The sequence below is a fragment of the Parabacteroides sp. AM58-2XD genome, from assembly GCF_003463685.1.
GTDB lineage: Bacteria > Bacteroidota > Bacteroidia > Bacteroidales > Tannerellaceae > Parabacteroides > Parabacteroides segnis.
In genome coordinates, this window is the sequence record NZ_QSDP01000006.1 from 22358 (window position 1) to 44444 (window position 22087).

The window sequence follows — 22087 nt, forward strand, 5'->3', positions numbered from 1 at the left end:
AAAAAATATATTATATAATATCTGTTATTTTATCTTTGTCTTTAGGGGCTTGTAATAATGATTTTTTGGAAAAATATCCGATTGAATCTCAAACTGAAGCTACAGCATTTAAGACATATGATAATTTTAAAACTTATGCTTGGTCTCTTTATTCCATATTTGACAATGCTGAGAAAATAAATGGGGTAGATAATAAAAATAATTTTGTTCAATCTCTCATAACTAATTTTGGACGGTATGAAGGTGACTTTAAGGCTGGGTATTTATCAACTTATTCGACGACGGAGAATAATCCCTACAGAAATCAAACAGCAACGACTCCATCCAATGGCGGTGGTTGGGATTTTCAATATATACGGAAAATAAATCTGATGATCGATAATGTTGATAAATCGGATATGAATGAAACGGATAAGGAACATTGGCGTTCGGTCGGTTACTTTTTCCATGCTTACAATTATTTGGAATTGGTTTCCCGTTTTGGAGATGTACCTTGGATAGATAAAGTATTAGGTGAAGCCGATGTAGATATTATATATGGTAAACGTACTCCTCGTAAAGAGGTTACGAATAAAATTTTAGAGCGTTTGCAATATGCTGAACAGAATATTAAGAAAGAGGGTGATGGTCCTAACACAATAAATATTCATGTAGTTCGTGCTCTTATGTCTCGTTTTTGTCTTTTTGAGGGTACATGGCGTAAATATCATGGTTTGGGGAATGAGGCCGAATTCTTATCGGAGGCAATTCGAGTATCTTTAGAATTGATGAGAGCATTTCCTTCTGTAGATGATAATTATGATGCCTTGTTATGTAGTGATGATTTGAGTAAGTATGAAGGTATTATTCTTTATAAGGAATATGCAAAAGATATCCTATTGAATTCTGTAGGACATACTGAACGAACATCTTCTGGTAAATATGAGATGCATAAAGCAACAGTGGAGATGTATTTGTGTTCGGATGGAAAAACTATTTCTAATAGTTCTGTTTATGATGGTGATAAAAGTATGTACGATGAATTTCGTAATCGTGATCTCCGCTTATTGATGCAAGTAGTTCCGCCATATTTTATGACTAATGGTGTAAATCTTGATTTTTCCCTGAATGGAACAAAGAATGCATCAATTTATGCCGGAGATGACAACGTTAATGAATATGTAGAACTTATCAAAGAAATTTTACCTAATAATGGAGCGAAGCGTCTTCCGGTCTTTAACTGGTCGGGTACAATGAATTGGATGTCTCCGAATGTAAATGGACCGGGACAAGCTCCAATGGGATCGCGCTCTGGATATTTTATGTGGAGACATTATAATTTGTGGGATGCAAACAGTAATATGTCTGCTGTTAATACTTGTGATAAACCTTTATTCTATATCGAAGAAGTTTTATTGAATTATGCGGAGGCTATGTTTGAAAATGGGCTGTTCACACAGCAGGTTGCAGATGCGACAATAAATAAATTGCGTAAACGTGCTGGTGTAGCGGATATGAAAATATCAGAAATAGGTACCGATTTTGATCCTCAGAGAGATATGACGGTAGATCCTGTTTTATGGGAAATTCGTAGAGAACGAATGGTAGAGTTGATGGGGGAAGGTTTTGGTTTCCAGGATATCAGACGTTGGAAAAAAGGTCCTTGGTACATAAATAGAGATCAAATGGGAGTTTATATTAATAAAGAAGATTATCGGAATGTTAAAGGAGAGATTGTATCGGCTTGGACTAAACTTAAACTTGTGGATCGGAATGGTACAGAAGTAAATGGAAATGAAGGATATTTGCAGCGTTTTGTAAATCCTGCCAAATTGGGAAAAGGTTGGAAAGATCAGTATTATTTATTCCCAATTCCTTTGAATGATTTATCTTTGAACACAAATCTGGTTCAAAATCCGGGATGGAATTAATTTAATTATATAGAGATCATGAAAAAAACAAATTTATTATTGACTTCCTCTTTCTTGAGTGTGTTTCTGGTTTCCGGATGCACAAAGGAAAAAGAATCCAAGCAGCCTAATATTATCTACATTCTGGCAGACGATTTGGGGTATGCGGAATTGGGTTGCTACGGGCAACAACAAATCGAGACGCCGAATATAGACAAGTTGGCGGAGCGTGGTATGCGTTTTACACAAAACTATGCAGGTACAGCAGTTTCGGCTCCGTCGCGTTGCATTACTTTTACAGGTTTGCATAGTGGGCATGCTTATATTCGCGGAAATGATGAAATGCGCGAACGCGGTGAAGTCTGGAGCCATGAAGCGATGCTGGCCGATTCGACATTGGAAGGGCAACGTCCTTTATTAGCCGGAACCGTAACGATTCCCTCCGTCCTTAAAGAAGCCGGCTATACGACCGGATGTATCGGTAAATGGGGGTTGGGATATCCAGGTTCGGAAGGAACACCTAATAAAATGGGGTTTGACTTCTTTTATGGGTATAATTGCCAACGTCAGGCGCATACTTATTACCCACCATTCCTTTACCGGAATGAGGTGAGGGAGTATCTTCCCAATCATTTGTTGATTCCGGGCACGAAGCTGGATGAAGGAGCAGATCCTTATGATGAAAAGAGCTATGATAAATATACCCAGAAGGTATATAGTTGTGATCTGATGTATGATGAAATTATTAAATTTGTGGAGCGTAGCAAGGATGAGCCTTTCTTTTTGGCATGGACTACTCCACTACCGCATGTACCGTTACAGGCTCCGGAGCGATGGGTGAAACATTATGTCGATAAGTTCGGGACAGAAGAACCTTATGTCGGAAATAAGGGTTATTTTCCTTGCCGTTATCCTCGGGCAACCTATGCGGCGATGATCAGTTACTGGGATGAGCAAATCGGTGGACTTGTAAAGAAGCTGAAAGAGTTGGGTATTTATGAGAATACGGTTATTGTTTTTACAAGCGATAACGGCCCGACGTTTAATGGTGGTAGCGATTCTCCTTGGTTTGATAGTGCTAAGCCCTTTAAATCGGAAGCCGGATGGGGTAAAGCTTCTATCCGTGAAGGTGGAATCCGTGTCCCGATGATTGTCACTTGGGAAGGAAATATCAAACCGGGTACGACGAGTGATCATATCTGTGCATCCTGGGACGTAATGCCGACGGTTTGTGAATTGGCTGGTATTGCTTCTCCTCGGACAGACGGTATTAGTTTTGTTCCTGAATTAATCGGGAAGAAACAACCAGAACATGAGTATTTATATTGGGAGTATCCCGAGGGAGGCGGATCGAAAGCTATCCGTATGGGTAAATGGAAAGGATTGCTCCTGAATATAAAGAAAGAAGGAGAAGGCAATATGATGTTGTTCGATTTGGAGAAAGATCCAAGAGAACAAGTGAATGTAGCTGCTGATTATCCGGAAATTATCAGTACGATGCGGGAAAAGATGAAAGAAGCGCATGAAGAACCGATAATTAAAAGATTTGCAATGTAGCTCTTTTAACGGATTTATTTATACATTTGTCGGGACAGATATTTTTTATCTGTCCCTGCTTATATTCTATAATACCTATGAAGGACACGAAATTACTGATGGCTTGCGGTTTATTATGTGTGGTAAACAGCAGCATGGCTGTAACGAAAAAAACTTCGGCACAACCGAACATTATTTTGATAAATATTGACGACCTTGGATGGGCCGATGTCGGATATAACGGAAGTGTATATTATGAAACTCCTCATATTGACAGGCTTCATAAAATTGGAGTCAGTTTTCAGAATGCCTATGCCGGAGCAGCTAACAGTGCTCCCAGCCGGGCTTGCCTGATGACTGGACTGAATACTCCCCGTCATGGTATCTACACCGTTGCTCCTGCCGAACGTGGCAAAGCGGAAGACCGCAAACTTATTCCTTGTGAAAATAAAAAAGTGCTGGACGATTCGACTTGGCTTTTACCACAGGCATTACGTGCAGCCGGATACCAGACCTGCCATGTGGGAAAATGGCATGTCACGGCCGACCCTTTGAAGAATGGCATGGAGGTGAATATCGGAGGCTATGAGGGCGGACACCCGAAAAGCTATTTTTCTCCTTATAAGAACCCGAATTTGACAGATGGGCCTGAGGGTGAATACCTAATGGACAGGCTTGCCTCGGAAGTGGTTCGGTACATAGATACGGTAAGTCGTGAACGGCCTTTTTTCTTGTATTATGCTACTTATGCAGTTCATACACCTTTGCAAGCAAAACCGGAATTGATAGAGAAATATAAACGGAAACCAGCAACGAAAGCTCATAACAATCCGGTTTATGCGGCGATGGTCGAGAGTATGGATACCGGTATCGGGCGTGTGCTCGATGCGGTCGAAAAGAATGGGCTGTCGGAAAATACGTTGGTTGTTTTCACTTCGGATAACGGAGGTGTCTACCATATTTCACGTCAATGGCCGCTGCGGGCCGGAAAAGGTTCTTTTTATGAAGGAGGAATACGAGAGCCGTTTATTCTCTATATGAAAGGGAAATATGAAGGGGGAATCACTCGTACAGAGCCGGTTTCGCAGTTGGATTTGTATCCGACCTTGGTTCATTTGGCTGGGGCCGATCCGATAATAACTCCCGATGGCGAAGATTTGTTGCCATTGCTGGACGAGGGAAAAACGACTTATTTGAATGACCGGACGCTTTACTGGCATTTTCCCGCTTATCTAGAGGCGGGAGGACATCCGAATGAAGGACGTGACCAGTTATTCCGTTCACGCCCCGTTTCCGTAATCCTTCAAAAAGGTTGGAAATTAATTGAGAATTATGAAGACGGTACTTTGGAATTGTATGACCTGAATCAGGACCCGTCTGAGAAGCAGGATGTTTCTGGTAAATATCCCGATAAAACCGTTCAATTATATGAACAGCTGAATGTCTGGAAGAAGGAGACTAACGCTCCTGTTCCGGATCGTTTGAACCCATTGTATAAACCTGAAAACAAGAAATAACCAGTATGAAAGTAAAAGGATTTAATTTGAATTGTCTGATTGCCGGATTGGCTTTTCCGGCATCAACTATTGCACAAGCTACTCCGCAACAGCCCAACGTCGTAATCATTGTAGCCGACGATTTAGGGTATGGCGATTTGAGTTGTTACGGAGCCACCCGTATACAGACTCCGGGTATGGACCGGATAGCAAACGAAGGATTGCGTTTTACGCAGGGATATTGTACGGCAGCGACTTCCACGCCCAGCCGTTATTCGCTTCTGACCGGGTTATATCCCTGGACGAATAAGGATGCAAAAATCCTTCCCGGTAATGCCGCTCTGATTATCAATACGCAGCAAGTCACTTTGCCGAAGGTCATGAAACAGGCCGGCTATGTGACCGGCTCGGTCGGTAAATGGCATCTGGGACTGGGTGACGGAGCGGTAGACTGGAATGAAACGGTTTATCCCGGAGCCAAGGAAGTGGGATATGATTATTCGTTCATCCAAGCAGCGACCAACGACCGCGTGCCTTGCATCTTTATCGAAAACGGGAAAGGAGTCGGACTGGAACCGGATGACCCGCTATATGTCAGTTATAAGCATAATTTTCCCGGTGAACCTACCGGTAAAGATAACCCTGAACTACTCCGGATGCATCCGAGTGTGGGACATGCCGGTTCGATTGTAAACGGTGTGCCGCGTATCGGTTTCCAGAAAGGCGGTAAGGCTGCCCAGTGGAAAGATGAAGATATGGCTGAGTTATTTCTGGAGAAAGCCAAAGGCTTTTTGAAAGACAATAAAGATAAACCATTCTTCCTGTATTACGGATTGCACCAGCACATGTGCCCCGTGTACCGAATCAGAAGTTTGTCGGCAAATCTGGTATGGGACCTCGCGGAGATGTCATCCTGGAAGCTGACTGGTGTGTGACTGAATTTCTGAAAGAACTGGATAAACTGGGATTGACGGAGAATACCCTGATTATCCTGACCAGCGATAACGGTCCCGTATTGGATGACGGCTATCAGGACCAGGCTGTCGAAATGGTAGGCAATCATAAGATGGCAGGCCCTCACCGCGGTGGAAAGACCAGCCTGTATGACGGCGGTACTTGCATCCCGTTCCTGTTGCGTTGGCCGGCGGTTGTAAAACCGGGAGTATCCGATGCATTGGTTTGCCAGATGGATTTGCTGGCTTCATTGGCAGCATTGACCGGGCAGACGTATTCGGATAAGACGGACAGCCAGAACACTTTGCCCGTCTTTCTAGGGAAAAGCGACCAGGGACGTAAGGAACTGGTGACGGAAGGTTATTTCAATTATGCCCTCCATCAGGGCGACTGGGTGATGATTCCACCGTATCCCAGCTATTATGACGACCCTGACGGTACCGGTTTTTCGGGATTGGGAAATTGTTACCAGTTATATAATGTAAAGGAAGATGTCGGACAGAATCATAACTTGGCGGATAAAGAACCTAAACGGTTGCGCCAAATGATGATGACCTCGAGAAGCTGAAAAGGGAGACTGGAAAGATGACAAATTATTAATAGATTAAAATGATTGATTCTTTTTTTCTAAACATATTTGAGAAGTTGATTAAATATTATAAATTTGCCCACTTAACATAAAATACTAAATAAAGAACATGGAAAACACTCGTCGTTCCTTTCTTAAAAAAGTGACTGCCGCCGGAGTTGGTGCAGCAGGTTTGGCTATGGCAGGTACTGCTTCGGCCACTACAGTAGCAGGTTCTCCAGAACCTCAGAAGAAAAAAACAGCCGGAAAAGATGACGGCAAACTGCGTTTCGGATTTATCGGAACAGGTTCACGTTGCCATGAGCACATCAATAATGTGCTGGCTATCCCGGGAAATAAGATTGTTGCTATTTGCGATATCCAGCAAGGCCCGATCGACCGTACATTGAAACACATCGCTAAATTCAACGTGGATGCCCCGAAAGTGTATAAAGGTGGCGAACGTGAATTTGAAAAGATGTTGAACAATGAAGAGTTCGACTGCGTGATTATTGCCAGCCCGTGGGAATGGCACGTACCGATGTCGGTTGCAGCCATGAAAGCCGGTGTTCCTTATGTTGGCGTAGAAGTTTCTGCTGCCAATACGCTGGAAGAATGCTGGGATTTGGTTAACGTATCGGAAGCAACAGGCAGCCATCTGAACATCATGGAAAATGTTTGTTATCGTCGTGACTGCATGGCTGCTTTGAACATGGTTCGCGAAGGTTTGTTCGGTGAGTTGCTGCACGGTGGTTGCGGTTACGAACATGACTTGCGTGAAGTGAAGTTCAATGACGGTAAAAACTATAACTATGTACCGGGTAGCGGTGACTTGCGTATGGGCCCGACAGCTTTTGCTGAAGCTCAGTGGCGTACACAGCATTCTGTAACACGTAATGGTGATATTTACCCGACTCACGGTATCGGACCGATTGCAAACTGCATGGACATCAACCGTGGTAACCGTTTCCTTTCTCTGTCTGCTATGGCAACTCAGTCTCGCGGATTGCATAAGTTTATCGTAGACAATGGCGGTGAAAACCATCCGTTGGCAAAAGTTCGTTTCAACCTGGGTGATATCGTAACTTCTATGATTAAATGTGCGAACGGCCAGACGATCATCGTTACACACGATACAAACTCTCCCCGTCCTTACTCTTTGGGATTCCGTGTACAGGGTACTGAAGGTTTGTGGATGAACGATGGCAACCATGTATATGTACAGGGTAAATCCAAACCTCACCGTTGGGATGACTCTGACGAATGGTTCAAGAAATATGACCATAAGCTGTGGGCTCAGCTGGATGCCCAGGCAAAAGAAGCCGGTCACGGTGGTATGGACTTCATCATGATGTACGACCTGATCGATGCCATCAAGAATAAGAAACCGGCTCCTATGGACTGCTACGATGCAGCTGCATGGAGTGCTATCTCCGGTTTGTCTGAAATGTCTATCGCCCGTGGCGGTGCATTGGTTGATTTCCCTGACTTTACACGCGGACAGTGGATTCACCGTAAACCGGCATTCGGCATGTAATTGATAAGTAAGCGATAAAAAAACAAAAGGCTATCGGGATTCCGGTAGCCTTTTTTATATAATAGCACAGTAGTCCTACGAGTAAGAATTCGGAATGTGGAGTATTGAATACAAAATAAAAGTATCTATCTTTGTAAAAACAGAGATAAAATGCGCTTAAATAAGAAAGACATACAATCGATTGTCCGTGTAGCAAAAGAAATTTACGGGGAAGGTGTCGAAGTTTATCTGTTCGGTTCACGAACAGATAACGAGAAACGTGGTGGAGACATTGATCTGTTAGTACGTACTACATCCGAAAAGAAAGGTGTCTTAGCTCGTATACGCATGATTGCTCGGCTGAAACAATTTTTAGGCGATCAGAAAATCGATGTGATAGGCGACCATGAAGAATCGTTGGTTGCAAAGGAGGCATTAATAACAGGTATACGATTAATATGACAAATCGAAAACAGGAATTGATGGAACGATTGAGTCGTGAATTTGATATTTGCGACCGGCACATTCAACGCATAGATGAGGCTTTAGAGGCTATGCATACGGATATCCCTATGTCTGTTGATAGCTATACGAATTTGGATGAGAACCAAATCCGTTGTATGGATCAGTTTATTTTTCGTTTCTCCAAACTACAGGATGCTATGGGGGCTAAGATTTTCCGATATGTGTTGGAGTATTTGGATGAAGATGTTTCTGCTTTGCCAATGCGGGATATTCTAAATCTTTTGGAGCGTTATCATTTTATAGATAGTGCAGATGAGTGGGGATATATTCGGGAATTGCGTAATGAGATTGCCCATGATTATCCATTGATGGAAAATGATATTGTTTCTGTGTTGAATGAATTAATATCCAAGGTGTCGATATTAAAAAGTATTTATAAACGAATGAAAGCTGCTGTCTGAGAGAAGATAGTCAGGATTTAATAAAACGGAATTTGGAAATAAAACGTCCCGCATCTAACTATCAAATTTGGATGCGGGACGTTTTATCTTTTGTTTTTTTAGTCTAACTCTTCTATCTCCTTCAGCCAAAGTGTCGCCATGGCATCGCTCGGCATACGCCAGTCGCCACGGGGGGAGAGGCTGACGGAACCTACTTTCGGACCGTCCGGCAGGCAACTGCGTTTGAACTGTTGCTGGAAGAAACGGCGGAAGAAGGTGTGGAGCCATTTCCGGATGGTCTCTTTGTCGTAACTGTCGCTGAAAGCCTGTTGTGCCAGGAAATAAATCTTGGCGGGGGAGGAGCCGAAACGGAGGAAATAGTAGAGGAAGAAGTCGTGGAGTTCGTAAGGGCCTACGAGGTCTTCCGTTTTCTGTTTGATGTTTCCGTTTTCGTCGGCGGGTATCAGTTCGGGACTGATTGGAGTGTCGACGATATCCAGCAATGTAGCACGTGAGGCTTCATCCACCCGGTTGTGGGCAACCCATTCTACCAGGTATCTGACAAGCGTCTTGGGGATACTGCCGTTTACACCGTACATCGACATGTGATCTCCGTTGTAGGTAGCCCAGCCAAGGGCCAGTTCGGAAAGGTCGCCGGTACCGATGACCATGCCGTTTTTCTGGTTGGCTACGTCCATCAGGATTTGGGTGCGTTCGCGGGCCTGGCTGTTTTCGTAGGTCACGTCGTGAACCGATGGGTTGTGACTGATATCTTTGAAATGCTGGAGGCAGGCATCCTTGATGGAGATTTCCTTTAATGTGACACCCAGTGAACGGATAAGGTCGCAAGCGTTGGTGTAGGTGCGGTCTGTCGTTCCGAAGCCGGGCATGGTGATGCCGAGTATCTGGTTGCGTGGGATATTCAGGGCATCGAATGTCATGACGGTTACCAGCAATGCCAGTGTGGAATCGAGTCCGCCGGAGATACCGACTACCGCTGTCCGGGAGTGTGTGTGGACGATACGTTTAGCCAGTCCGGCTACCTGTATCTGGAAAATCTCTTCGCAACGTTCCTTCAGTGCGTCGCCGGAAGGAGTGAACGGATGCGGGTCGACAGAGCGGGTCAATACCGGCTGGCCGGAGTTTTCAGACAGGGCGAACGGGATTGTTATTGTTTCACCCCCCAGCAGGGTGGAGGCGCCGTGCATGAAGCTAGTATTTACCTGGCGGTCGTTTTGCAGGTTCTCGATGTCGATTTCACTGATGACGAGTTGTTCCTGCATGGTGAAGCGTGGGGATTCTTCTAATAGAGTGCCGTTTTCTGCAATGATCCCGTTGCCGGCAAAGACAAGGTCGGTGCTGGATTCTCCGAAACCGGCGGAGGCATAGACATACCCTGCCATGCAGCGGGCGGACTGCTGGCATATCAGCGAACGGAGGTAATGATGTTTTCCGATCAGTTCGTTGCTGGCGGATATATTGACAAGGATATTGGCTCCTTCCATCGCCAGTAAGGAACTGGGGGGGACGGGAACCCACAGGTCTTCGCATATTTCGATGCCGACTTTTACCTGTCCGGCGGTGAAGAGCAAGTGGCTGCCCAACGGATATGTTCTGTCTCCGATTGAGATGGTCTTGTCCCGTAATTCGGTGGCGGAAGTGAACCAGCGTTGTTCCTGGAACTCCTTGTAGTTCGGTATGTATGTCTTGGGGACTACGCCTAATATCTTTCCGCTCTGGAAAGCTACGGCAGCGTTTATCAGTCTGTTTTCCGTCACTAACGGGGCGCCTGCGATTGTGAGGATATTCAGGTCGGCGGTGTCGCTGACCAGTTTCAATAAGGCTTGTTCTGCATTTTTCAGCAAAGCCTGCTGGGCGAACAGGTCCAGGCAGGTATAAGCCGTTACCGACATTTCGGGGAAGGCAATGATTTGTACGCCTTTGTCCGAAGCCTGGCGCATCAGACCTTCCATCTGCTGAATATTATAAAAACAGTCTGCCACCTGTACGTGTGGGACGGCTGCTGCTACTTTTACGAATCCGTAGTTCATATGAGTTTATTTTTATCGTATAGCGTGTTTGAGTTTATCGGGGGCTTGCCGGCAATCCCACAATAAAACGATATGTATTAAATATTCATTGTCTATAGTGTAAACGAGCTTGTAATATCCTTCAATTAAAGAGCGATATTGTTTAGCTCTATTTGCCAAAAGACGTTCAGGAGTTCCGATGAACGGATTGTTCTTAATACGTATAGTATTTTTCTCCAATTTGTTCATGAACCGGAGGGCAGTTCTTTTTCCAAATTGTTTCAGACAATAGGTGATGGCTAAATCTGCTTGTCTTTGTGCACGTGGTGCCCAGATTACTTCAATTTCTTTCTCCATTCTTCAAAGAATTGATGCATTTCGGGCTCCTTGATACCTTTACCTTCGCTTAATTCTTGTTCTGCCAAGTTGATTTCTTTGTTGGCTTCCTCAATGCTAAACGCAATAGGAGACAAAACGGCTGCTTTTTTATTCAGTATTCGCTTTGTGCTTTTTTCCAGTTTATCCATCATTTCCAAACTGTCTATCTTATCCAAATAATTACGGATGAAGTTCTTTTTCCATTGCTGTAATTCCATTGCCGTCATAACGTAAACTCCTTTCTTATATAATGATGGTCCAAAGGTATATATTTCTCCGGGAATATAAAAGAAGGGGAGCCATACTTCACAGCATGCTCCCCTTGCAAACACAAAACAATCAACAAAAAACTACTGTCTGAGTGAGATGATAAGATAAGCCGGGATGCTTTGGAGGGACACCCCGGCTTAAGGAATGTGTGGTCTTATCGGATAAACAATAATTCGCGATACTTCGGCAACGTCCACATCTGGTCGTCTACTACCAGTTCCAGTTTATCGATGTGGTAGCGGATTTCTTCCAGCATTGGGACAATGGTGTCGTGGTAGGCGATTGCCTTTTCGCGTTCGCTTTCGATTTTGTTGGCGACCTTGCGGGCTTCGACCATTTCGTCTACCTTTTCCTTGATGAAGTTGGTGCGGCAGGCGATGTCTTCGATAATTTCCAGGTTACGGGCGGAGAGGACGGAGGCTTTTTCTGCCGGGAAGAGGTCCTCATCTTATATACGTTGTCAATCAGCGAAGACTGGTAGCGGGTGGCGATAGGGATGATATGGTTCATCGTCAGGTCGCCTAACACGCGGGCTTCGATTTGGATTTTCTTGGTGTACGTCTCCCATTTTACTTCGTTGCGGGCTTCGAGTTCCTTGTGGGTCATGACGCCGGTCGATTCGAACATCCGGATACTGCTTTCCTTCAGGTAGTTGTCGAAGATGAGCGGTACGCTGGTTTCGCAATCCAGACCGCGGCGACGGGCTTCTTCTTTCCATTCATCGCTGTAACCGTTGCCGTCGAAGTGGATGGCCTTGCAGGCTTTGATGTCTTTGCGGAGGACTTCCAGGATGGCGGCGAATTTCTCTTTGCCGGTGGCAATCTTTGCGTCTACTTCGGCTTTGAAGAGTTTCAATTGTTCGGCCACGGCGGCATTGAGGGCGAGCATGGCAGACGCGCAGTTGGCTTCGGAACCTACAGCACGGAACTCGAAACGGTTGCCGGTGAAGGCAAAAGGCGAAGTACGGTTGCGGTCGGTATTGTCAATCAGCAACTCGGGGATGCGGGCGATGTCGAGCTTCATGCCTTGTTTGCCGGCCAGCATCAGGTCTTCGGGCTCGCTTTTTTCAAGGTGCTCCAATACCTGCGACAGCTGCGTGCCGAGGAAGCTGGAGATGATGGCGGGAGGTGCTTCGTTGGCTCCCAGGCGGTGGGCGTTGGTGGCACTCGAGATGCTGGCTTTCAGCAGTCCGTTATGACGGTAGACGGCCATGAGCACGTTTACTACGAAGGTGATGAAACGGAGGTTGTCTTCCGGTGTCTTGCCCGGACCCATCAGGCCGATGCCGGTGTCGGTGCCCAGCGACCAGTTGTTGTGCTTGCCCGAGCCGTTGACGCCTTTGAAAGGCTTTTCATGCAACAGGACGCGGAAACCGTGCTTGCGGCTGATTTTACGCATCAGCGCCATGACCAGCAGGTTGTGGTCGTTGGCGAGGTTGCATTCCTCGAAGATAGGGGCCAGCTCGAACTGGTTCGGAGCCACTTCGTTATGACGGGTTTTCAATGGGATACCCAGTTTGAGGGCTTCAATTTCCAACTCTTTCATAAATTCCATGACGCGGGTGGGGATGGCACCGAAGTAATGGTCCTCGAGCTGCTGGTTTTTGCTGCTCTCATGGCCCATCAGCGTACGTCCGCTGAGCAGCAGGTCGGGGCGGGCGGCGTAGAGTCCTTCGTCTACCAGGAAATATTCCTGTTCCCAGCCGAGGTAGGAATATACTTTCTTTACCTCCGGGTTGAAGTAATGGCATACGTCGACGGCAGCCTTGTTTACGGCTTCAAGCGCTTTCAGCAGCGGGGCTTTATAGTCGAGGGATTCGCCGGTGTAGGCGATGAAGATGGTCGGGATACACAGGGTGTCACCCACGATAAAAGCAGGAGAGGAAGGGTCCCAGGCGGAGTAACCGCGGGCTTCGAATGTATTACGGATACCACCGTTCGGGAAGCTGGAGGCATCGGGCTCCTGTTGTATCAGCAGTTTGCCGGAGAACTCTTCGACCATGCCGCCTTTGCCGTCGTGTTCGACGAAAGCGTCATGTTTTTCGGCTGTCCCTTCGGTGAGGGGGTGGAACCAGTGGGTATAATGTGTTGCGCCCATTTCGATGGCCCATTTCTTCATGCCGGAGGCTACGGCGTCGGCAGTCTCGCGGTCGAGGGGGGTACCGTTGTCGATGGAGTCGACTAGTCTGGCATAGGCTTTTTCCGGAAGATACTTGAACATCTTCTCGCGGTTGAATACGTTCTTTCCGAAATATTCCGACGGACGTTCTGCCGGGGCGGCTACTTCGGCGGCTCTTTTCTTGAAGGCCGATTCTACTACTCTGAATCTTAACTTTGACATAATACCTGATTTTTATAGTAAGTGTTTGTTTTTATTTATATCTGATGGTAACTTATCATAACAAGATGATATTGTTTTGCTTACAGATGTCAGCCTGTTCTTCCGGCCATATTGAAGCCTGTACCTCGCCGATATGTGCTTTGCGGAGGAAGAACATGCAGAGGCGGCTCTGGCCGATGCCGCCACCGATGGATTGCGGGAGGCGGCCGTCGAGCAGCATCTTGTGGAACTCCAGGCCGGCACGTTCGGGGCATCCGCGTTCTTCCAGCTGCCGGCGCAGGGCCTCCTTGTCGACACGGATACCCATGGATGACAGTTCGAAGGCACATTGCAAGACGTCGTTCCAAAGGATGATGTCACCGTTCAGGCCGTTGAAGCCGTCGGAGTTGACCGTGCTCCAGTCGTCATAGTCGGGGGCACGTCCGTCGTGTTTCTCCCCGTTTGTCAGTTCGCCGCCGATGTCGATAACGAAGATGGCACCGAATTTAGCAGCTGCTTTGTTTTCGCGTTCACGGGGAAGGATGCCCGGGTACATCTTTTGTAATTCCTCTGCATGGATGAAGGTGATGTTGTCCGGCAGGGAAGGAGTGATGTGAGGATACTGGTTGTAGACCATCTCCTCGATTTCTTTCAGTAGCGTGTAAATGCAACGTACGGTGCGTTTCAGGTAATCCAGATTGCGGTCTTCCGGACGGATGGTTTTTTCCCAGTCCCACTGGTCGACATATAGCGAGTGAAGGTTGTCGAGATCTTCGTCGCCGCGGATGGCATTCATGTCGGTATAAAGTCCGTAGCCGGCAGGGATACGGTAGGCCGCCAGTTTCATCCGTTTCCATTTGGCGAGCGAGTGGACGACTTCTGCTCGCCGTTCGCCCATGCAGTGGATGGGGAAGCTGACGGCACGTTCCACCCCGTTCAGGTCGTCGTTGATGCCGGTTCCCGAGAGAACGAATAAAGGGGCGGTTACGCGGCGCAGGTTCAACGCTTTCGACAGTTTCTCCTGGAAGCTGGTTTTTAACATCTGAATCGCTTGCTCGGTCGTTTCCGGTGTAAGCGTCTGTTTGTAATCTTTTGGAATAATCAGTGACATGTGTATATAGTTTAAAATGTTGATTGTCTTTGTCGGTATGGGAGGAGAGGGGGTGTCTCCCTTCCCGTATCCTATGGTACCGCACCCGGATGCGGTAGTCTACCTTATCCCGATGATGTGAACCGCCGCATCCCGGTGTGGTAGATAGCCGCATCCGGATGAGGTACTATCGTATCCGAGGGGAGGGACTTGCCCTATCCGAGTGGTGCGATTCACACCATCCCTTTTCTTCCACATTTTCGAATTTGGTTTTGCGAATAATAGCTTCAATCTTTTTCATAACCTTACTTTTTTGATAGTTGATAAAAAGGAGGTATAGAGCTGCCTGCCATAGTCAGGTGTGGTCAAGCGGTATAACATTCTATAAAATCGAAAAGCAGCGGCCGACTTCTCTATACAGTCCTTTTTATGAGATAACCTAAATCAAATACTTAAATAATCTTTGTTCTTCATTGCGTAGCTGCTTCTGCCAGGTGTCCTCGTAGTACGCAGATGACACAGACGGGCGCACATGAACGTCGTAAAAAACATAAGTAGAGCCGTAGCAGCCAAAACTGGTTGCCTGAAAGTCATTGTTTTCATAATGTTTCTCTTTTTGTTTATAAAAGCCTTTGCCGGTAACAAAGCCGGATGCGCCTTTCCTGCTTCGTTCTTATTTGCCCGGAGAAACGTTCGCTCCTTAATTGTCAGTCGCTAATTGCAAATCCTTAATTTTCAATTTTCAATTATCAATTTTCAATTCTTCAGAGCCACTTCTTCAGCCTGGCCATAGCTTCCAAAGTGTCGTCCCTGTCGCCAAAGGCGGTGAGTCTTAGATAACCTTCGCCACTCGGGCCGAATCCTACGCCCGGTGTCCCAACGATGTTGACTTCGTACAATAGTTTATCGAAGAACTTCCAGGAGCTGAGACCTTTCGGGGCTTTCACCCAGAGGTAAGGGGCGTTCTCGCCGCCGTACACCTTCAGGCCGCAACCTTGGAGGGCTTCTCTCATAATCCGTGCGTTGGTCATATAGTAATTAATCGTTGCCTTTACCTGTTCTTTGCCTTCCGGAGAGTAAACCGCTTCGGCACCCCGCTGGGTGATGTAGCTGGTTCCGTTGAATTTGGTCGTCTGCCGGCGGTTCCACAGTTTGTTCAACTGTACCCGTTCGCCTCCCAGCGTGAAGCCGTTCAGCTCCTTCGGGACAACCGTGTATCCGCAGCGTACTCCGGTGAAACCCGCTGTCTTCGAGAAACTGCGGAATTCGATGGCTACTTTCTTCGCCCCTTTGATTTCGTAGATTGAGTGGGGGATGTTCGGGTCCTGGATGTAGGCCTCGTAAGCCGAGTCGTACATAATCAGGACGTCGTTTGCCAATGCATAGTTTACCCATTTCTTCAACTCGTCTTTCGTCAGGGTCGTTCCCGTCGGGTTGTTCGGGTAACAGAGGTAGAGTATGTCCACCCTGCGGGCCGGCAATTCGGGCGTGAAGTCGTTTGCTTCCGTGCAGGGGATGTAAACAACATCGCTCCATTTGCCGTCTTCCAATACTCCGGTGCGTCCGCTCATGACGTTGGAGTCTATGTAAACGGGGTAGACCGGGTCGAGTACCCCGATACTGTTGTCGTGGCGGAGAATATCGCCGATATTTCCGCAATCGCTTTTGGCACCGTCGCTGACGAAAACCTCTCCCGGCTCCAGGAATACGCCGCGGCTGGCATAATCATTCTTGATGATTGCGTCGATCAGGAAGCTGTATCCCTGTTCGGGGCCGTAACCGTGGAAATTCTCTGTAGAAGCCAAATCATCCACCGCCTTATGCATGGCTTCGATGACGGCAGGTGCCAGGGGCTGTGTTACATCACCGATTCCCATGCGGATTATTTTGTCTTTAGGGTGTGTCACTTTGAAACTGTTTACCTTTTTCGCGATGTCGGAAAACAGGTAACTGCTTTGCAGTTTCAGGAAATGTTCATTAATCAGTGCCATATTCGTTCAATTGTTTTATGTTGTTGTTTTGTCGGGGTTGTTGGCCCTTTGTTTTGCTTTTTGTGTTATTTCTCTATTATTCCTTCAAATACGGTGACTGCTCCTCCGGTCATGTAGACCTTTCCTGAGTTTTCGTCCCAGTGGATAGTGAGCGGGCCGCCGTCCATGAATACTTTTGTTTTCCGCTTAGTCTTACCGCATACGACACCGGCTACAACTGTAGCACAAGCTCCTGTTCCGCAAGCCTGGGTGATGCCCGAGCCCCGTTCCCATACCCGCATCCGGACTTCATCGTCTTTTAAAACCTGTACAAACTCAACATTGGTCCGGTCGGGGAAGAAGGCGTGTGTTTCCAGCTTAGGTCCGATAGCCGGTAAGTCGATATCGTTTATATCATTAACAAAAATAACCAGATGAGGGTTGCCCATCGACACGACGGTTCCGGTGTAAACCTGTCCGCCGGCTTCCAGTTCGAGGGCTGGTTCGCCGATTCCGGGTGTTCCCATATCGACTGTTACTTCACTGACGGTATCATCATCCGAAACGGTCAGCTGAAGTTCTTTAATGCCGGATAATGTTTCGAGGGTAACTGTCTTTTTATCGGTCAGTCCTGCATCATATACATATTTGCCGATGCAACGGGAAGCATTTCCGCACATCATGGCCTCGGAACCGTCTGCATTGAATATCCGCATGCTGAAATCGGCTTTTTCAGATGAACCTATCAGGACTAATCCATCCGACCCGATGCCTGTATGGAGAGCGCTCCATCTAATAGCTTGCTTTTCCGGGTTTTCCAGGGGATAAGCCATCGTGTTTATGTATATATAGTCGTTACCGGCTCCGTGCATCTTTGTGAATCTAACTGGATTTGTCATTTTATTTGTTTTACTCCTATTCTTGTTTCCTTTTGTTTTGTTACGATGCAAATATACGACGTTTTGATATATTATAATCACTAAATGTATCCAAATGCCCTTTAAATCTATATTGTGTGATAATTTGATTCAATAAAGCGGTTTTACGTAATAATTCGTAACTGTATAACAAATAATCTGTGGATATTGTAAGTTGTTGTGAGTGAAAAGTTGTTGAAATATCGTTAAAGCTACACTTGTTGGCGGGTTTGGTTGTGTCTTTATGTTCATAGAAGGGTATAAAAAGGACGGCATTTCCTACGAATTGTCAGTAATTCTAGAGAAATGCCGTCTTTTTGTAAAATGGCATACAAATGTGGTCTATTCTTATTTTCTTATTATTGTCACTGTTTCTCCTTTAGGAATAGATAAAATGAGACTGTTGTTTTCACCAGTTTGTATTGTGACGGTCTTTGAGGTTTCTATCTTTCGCTCTTTATCTGGGATATCGCAGTAGACTTTACATTTACCACCGTATAAACTTTTGAGTGAAATATTTTCTGTCAGGCCATTAGACCTTTGTGCGCTTACTTCAAAACCTCCTTCTGCCAACAAATTATCGAATTTGATATTTTTCCAAGTGTCTGGTATTGCCGGCATGATTCGTATTGTTTCGTTATTACTGGAAAGTAGCATTTCTGTAAATGAAGCTAATGCAGACATTGGTGTTTCAAATACAGGGCCGGCTTCTTTATACAGTGTGTTAGGAGTCATGTACTTGTCAAAGAAGATATTCAAATAATTGTATGCCCGATTCCCTTCACCCATCAACGTAGACATGGAAGATGCTCCCGTATATGTATATCCACAGTAATAAGCATTTTTGAATCCTAACCAATAATTAATAGACTTTTTTGCTATTTCGATATTTTCAGCTGTCGTAAGTGGAAAATTTTGTAATGGATAAAGCATTAATAAATGTGAGTAATGCCGGTGTCCCGACTTTAATTTGGTATTCTTACCTATCAGGAAGCCATCCTGATCTGCGGGATAGGGAACAAGATTATTCAGAATATTTTCCCATTCAGGTAATAATGGGTCGTTGATTGTGAATCTTTTATCGGTTTTTATCAGTGTTTCGCATCCCCAGCGAAGCAGGGATAGTTCAAAATTACAATCTTCTGTATCGGCATATTCCGGAGAGTGGCTTGAAGGTAAATGTAAGTATTTGTCTTCCCCTTTAAATAATAGATATCGGTAATAATTTATCGAAAGTTTGAGTAAAGGAAACAGTTTTTCTTTTAGACGGGTATCATCCATAGTGTAACTGCAATATTTCCAATAGTAAAATAATGTCCAGAGTAATAGCCCATGTTCTTTTTCAACAGTCCTTTTACAATTATATGTGCTGGATCTTCCAATAGCAATGGCTGGATAGGGGCAAAGAGCCGGAACATTTCTTTTGAGATTTTCGACATTATCGTCCAGCATTTTTAATAAAGGAATAGACAGTTCGCTATGGTTAATAGTAAACATAGGGGAATAAGTTAATTGAATATTTAGATTCCACCAAATAGCGGGCCAGGGAGTTTCATTGTGAAACCAGGGACCCATTAAGTCTATTGGATAACGATTGCTGCGTGTGGCTGAACCTAATTTGTAAAGTTGAGACCAAAAAAAGGCGTTATATCTGTCTTCCGGAACGGATACGTAACTTTTTGAATAGAAAGTATGCCACCATTTAAGGTGTCGCTTCTCGACTTTCTTTAAGGTTTCCTTTTGAACGGTTTTGATGTTATTGATAGCTTCTTTCTCAGTGTCTGTATGAACTTGAGAATAGGCTATGGATGCAATCAGTACTTTTTTATTTTTGCGGTTGCTGATTGTCCAGACGGTAGTATATTCACCTCCTGCTAAAAGAGGTTGTTTGCAGATGGAAAATTCGTTTTTTGTATAGACAATAGGGTCCGGATTTGCTGTGTATCCTACTAAAAAGTCGTTATTACGATAGGCCTGGTCTTTATAGGTATATCGGGGACTGATTGACTGCTCGGGTTTGAAAATGATTTCAGGAATATTTTCTCCTTCCAGTTCAATGATGAAGACATTATGTTCTGCTGGAGTTAAAGTTCTCCAGGAAACCGTTCCATCTATGTTTTTTATTCTTCCGGAGACTTCACATTTATATAGGTCGGTTAACATGGAGGAAGAACCTTTTGCCATGGGAACTAGGAATTTACCGATGGGCAAACGACAATCTGTATATAATATGGAATAGTTCTCTTTTCTATGATCACATACATCTGTACGTCCGAGTTCCCAACAGAGCGTATCTCCCTGCTGTTTGTAGACCGAAGCTCCCAGTAGCCCGTTACCGATTAGTCCGCTGCTATAATAATCATTGATGACGGAATCTGTATAAATACTATATTTTTCAAGAACCTTTTTATACTTGTTGTCAAAATTGGATATAGAAGCATTTATACAGTAAATATTAATTAAGCAGCCTATCAAAATTGCTGTTGTTCTATAATTCTTCATGATAATAAAAAAAACAGGAGCCAGAATAAATAGTTTATTTAGCCCCTGTTTATAATTAAGTTATTTACTATTACAGTCCTGCCTGCGGATCGAATGTACCATTTTCCCAACCTTTTGTTTGTTCCAGGTTAGGGTTGTTGCTCATTTCGCCTCGTTTCATTGGTAGGAAATACATTTGTTCGTTTGTGATCATAGGGGTATTGTCACGGTCGAACAGATGGGTGGAATAGTTACCATCTCCTTTTTTGGTCATCACTAATGCATGACGTTTTTCCTGACCTGTCATTAATTTGTCGTAGATCATCCAACGACGCATATCCCATATGCGTTTTTGTTCGAACAACAACTCGATGAAACGTTCTTCATGTACAGCTTCACGCATTTCTTCTTGACTCATGTTCGGATTCAAACCGTAAAGCATTCCTTTCATGTCCGGATTAGAACTGGTTTCTTTGATACCGGCACGTTTACGGATTTGTTTTAGCATATCGAATGCTTCATCCTGTTTACCAACCTCTACCGCTGCTTCTGCATAGTTCAACATAACTTCGCCTAAGCGGATGTCAATGTAGTCGGTTCCTGATTTCTGACATTCATCAATTGACAAACTCTGATTGATACCTTTTTTGGAATAATATCCAGTTCGAGTACCCATGTTTTTTCCATACGCATAGTCATTTTGAGCATCTTCATTCAATTCCATTTTTTCGTTGAAATAGGTACTACCTTGGTAAACTATTGTTGCATAGAAACGATTGTCACGGTTTTCCCACAACTTAAAGATATCTCCGCTACCTTCTTTTTCCCAATCGGCATAGGTGTAGGTTCCACCATCGATAGTCGGGAAGCGGTCGATAACCTCTTGTGTCGGATGGCATCCACCAGAAGCATTTTGTGAGAATTTGATCGGACGAACTGCCGCATCGCGGTTATGCGTACGGGTCGGGTTTTCATAGCGGATGGCAAAGATCACTTCTTTGTTCATTTCTTCCAAGAATAATTCACCGTAGTCTTCGTATAAAGCATGTCCTTGACCGATCAGATATTCAAGTGTCACCTTGTTGTGGTCATATGCTGTTTGCCAATGCTCGATCTTGTTGTTAGGATTGAATTGTGGGCTGGCACGAAACAACAATACTCGTCCTAAGAAAGCTTTAACCCCTCCTTTGGTAATACGTCCCAATTCACTGGCATCGTATGTAGCGGGCAATTTTTCAGAACAAGCGTTTAATTCATTGATAATGAACTCGAAGCACTCTTCGGTTGAATTACGTTTGACAAAGAGGTCGTCTGTTATCTCTTGAGGTACTGTTATCAAAGGCACGCCGCCATAACGTTTTACCATTTCAAAATAGAGGTAAGCCCGGATGAAACGAGCTTCATGGATCAAACGGTCTGCCAGTTCACGGTCAATGGTACATACCTCCGGGTTTGAAGCATTTTGTATAAAAATGTTACAATTGCGGATGTTTGCATACGGCCAGTACCAGATAGGACTATCCGGGGTAATGGTACCGTTTGTCCAAGAGCCGCCACCTGTGGCCTCGTCTGAGGCATCAGCTACGGAGGTATCCCATGCCGGAATAGAGGCATATAATGCATTCAGGAAAGAGGTTGTTAATGTTTTATCAACCCAAACTTGCTCTTCTGAGATAGAACTCAGGTCTTCTTTATCCAATATGCTGGAACATGAAGATGATAAAGCCAAAATGGCTGCACATGTAATAAATATTTTTTTCATATCGAA

The 22087-nt window shown here is 45.1% G+C and carries 14 protein-coding genes and 2 pseudogenes; 7 read left to right on the forward strand and 9 right to left on the reverse strand.

The window, feature by feature from the left end:
* Positions 1–65: 65 nt before the first annotated feature.
* The 7 genes and pseudogenes from DXA15_RS02560 to DXA15_RS02590 all read left to right on the forward strand — a co-directional run bounded on the left by DXA15_RS02560 (position 66) and on the right by DXA15_RS02590 (position 8885).
* The gene (locus DXA15_RS02560) at positions 66–1910 is read left to right on the forward strand and encodes a RagB/SusD family nutrient uptake outer membrane protein (RefSeq protein ID WP_233566699.1); all 1845 of its coding nucleotides are present in this window, start codon (positions 66–68) and stop codon (positions 1908–1910) included.
* Between the two features lie 18 nt (positions 1911–1928).
* On the forward strand, positions 1929–3446 hold the full coding sequence (locus tag DXA15_RS02565; RefSeq protein ID WP_128133016.1) for an arylsulfatase: 1518 nt from the start codon (positions 1929–1931) through the stop codon (positions 3444–3446).
* Positions 3447–3523: 77 nt separating this feature from the next.
* Positions 3524–4942 carry a sulfatase gene (locus tag DXA15_RS02570; protein ID WP_199676196.1) on the forward strand — a complete coding sequence of 473 codons (1419 nt, stop codon included), beginning with the start codon at positions 3524–3526 and terminating at the stop codon, positions 4940–4942.
* 5 nt (positions 4943–4947) lie between these two features.
* Positions 4948–6475, forward strand: a pseudogene (locus DXA15_RS02575) (sulfatase-like hydrolase/transferase).
* Between the two features lie 98 nt (positions 6476–6573).
* Entirely contained in the window at positions 6574–7980 is a 1407-nt protein-coding gene (locus DXA15_RS02580; protein WP_128133017.1) for a Gfo/Idh/MocA family protein, read from the forward strand.
* A gap of 150 nt (positions 7981–8130) precedes the next feature.
* Complete coding sequence (locus DXA15_RS02585; protein WP_128133018.1) at positions 8131–8421, forward strand: nucleotidyltransferase domain-containing protein; 291 nt, start codon at positions 8131–8133, stop codon at positions 8419–8421.
* Positions 8418–8885 carry a toxin-antitoxin system antitoxin subunit gene (locus tag DXA15_RS02590; protein ID WP_128133019.1) on the forward strand — a complete coding sequence of 156 codons (468 nt, stop codon included), beginning with the start codon at positions 8418–8420 and terminating at the stop codon, positions 8883–8885. Before DXA15_RS02585 ends, DXA15_RS02590 begins: the two co-directional genes overlap by 4 nt.
* A 98-nt stretch (positions 8886–8983) precedes the next feature.
* Here DXA15_RS02590 and DXA15_RS02595 read toward each other — a convergent pair whose 3' ends face one another.
* The 9 genes and pseudogenes from DXA15_RS02595 to DXA15_RS02635 all read right to left on the reverse strand — a co-directional run bounded on the left by DXA15_RS02595 (position 8984) and on the right by DXA15_RS02635 (position 22081).
* Positions 8984–10915, reverse strand: coding sequence for an NAD(+) synthase (locus DXA15_RS02595; protein ID WP_128133020.1), 1932 nt, complete (start codon positions 10913–10915; stop codon positions 8984–8986).
* Positions 10916–10927: 12 nt separating this feature from the next.
* On the reverse strand, positions 10928–11251 hold the full coding sequence (locus tag DXA15_RS02600) for a type II toxin-antitoxin system RelE/ParE family toxin (RefSeq protein ID WP_128133021.1): 324 nt from the start codon (positions 11249–11251) through the stop codon (positions 10928–10930).
* Positions 11230–11499: a hypothetical protein gene (locus DXA15_RS02605; RefSeq protein ID WP_128133022.1), complete on the reverse strand. Its 270-nt coding sequence runs from the start codon at positions 11497–11499 to the stop codon at positions 11230–11232. Before DXA15_RS02605 ends, DXA15_RS02600 begins: the two co-directional genes overlap by 22 nt.
* 197 nt (positions 11500–11696) lie before the next feature.
* A pseudogene (locus DXA15_RS02610) lies at positions 11697–13882 on the reverse strand (glutamine synthetase III).
* A 55-nt stretch (positions 13883–13937) separates the two neighbouring features.
* Positions 13938–14972: an aspartate--ammonia ligase gene (asnA, locus tag DXA15_RS02615; protein ID WP_128133023.1), complete on the reverse strand. Its 1035-nt coding sequence runs from the start codon at positions 14970–14972 to the stop codon at positions 13938–13940.
* Positions 14973–15715: 743 nt separating this feature from the next.
* A complete protein-coding gene (locus tag DXA15_RS02620) occupies positions 15716–16942 on the reverse strand; it encodes an LL-diaminopimelate aminotransferase (RefSeq protein WP_128133024.1) in 1227 nt (408 codons plus the stop codon).
* Positions 16943–17007: 65 nt separating this feature from the next.
* Complete coding sequence (gene dapF, locus DXA15_RS02625; protein ID WP_128133025.1) at positions 17008–17820, reverse strand: diaminopimelate epimerase; 813 nt, start codon at positions 17818–17820, stop codon at positions 17008–17010.
* 366 nt (positions 17821–18186) lie between these two features.
* Positions 18187–20340: a glycoside hydrolase family 95-like protein gene (locus tag DXA15_RS02630; RefSeq protein WP_128133026.1), complete on the reverse strand. Its 2154-nt coding sequence runs from the start codon at positions 20338–20340 to the stop codon at positions 18187–18189.
* A gap of 70 nt (positions 20341–20410) precedes the next feature.
* Positions 20411–22081 carry a RagB/SusD family nutrient uptake outer membrane protein gene (locus tag DXA15_RS02635; protein ID WP_128133027.1) on the reverse strand — a complete coding sequence of 557 codons (1671 nt, stop codon included), beginning with the start codon at positions 22079–22081 and terminating at the stop codon, positions 20411–20413.
* Positions 22082–22087 lie beyond the last annotated feature (6 nt).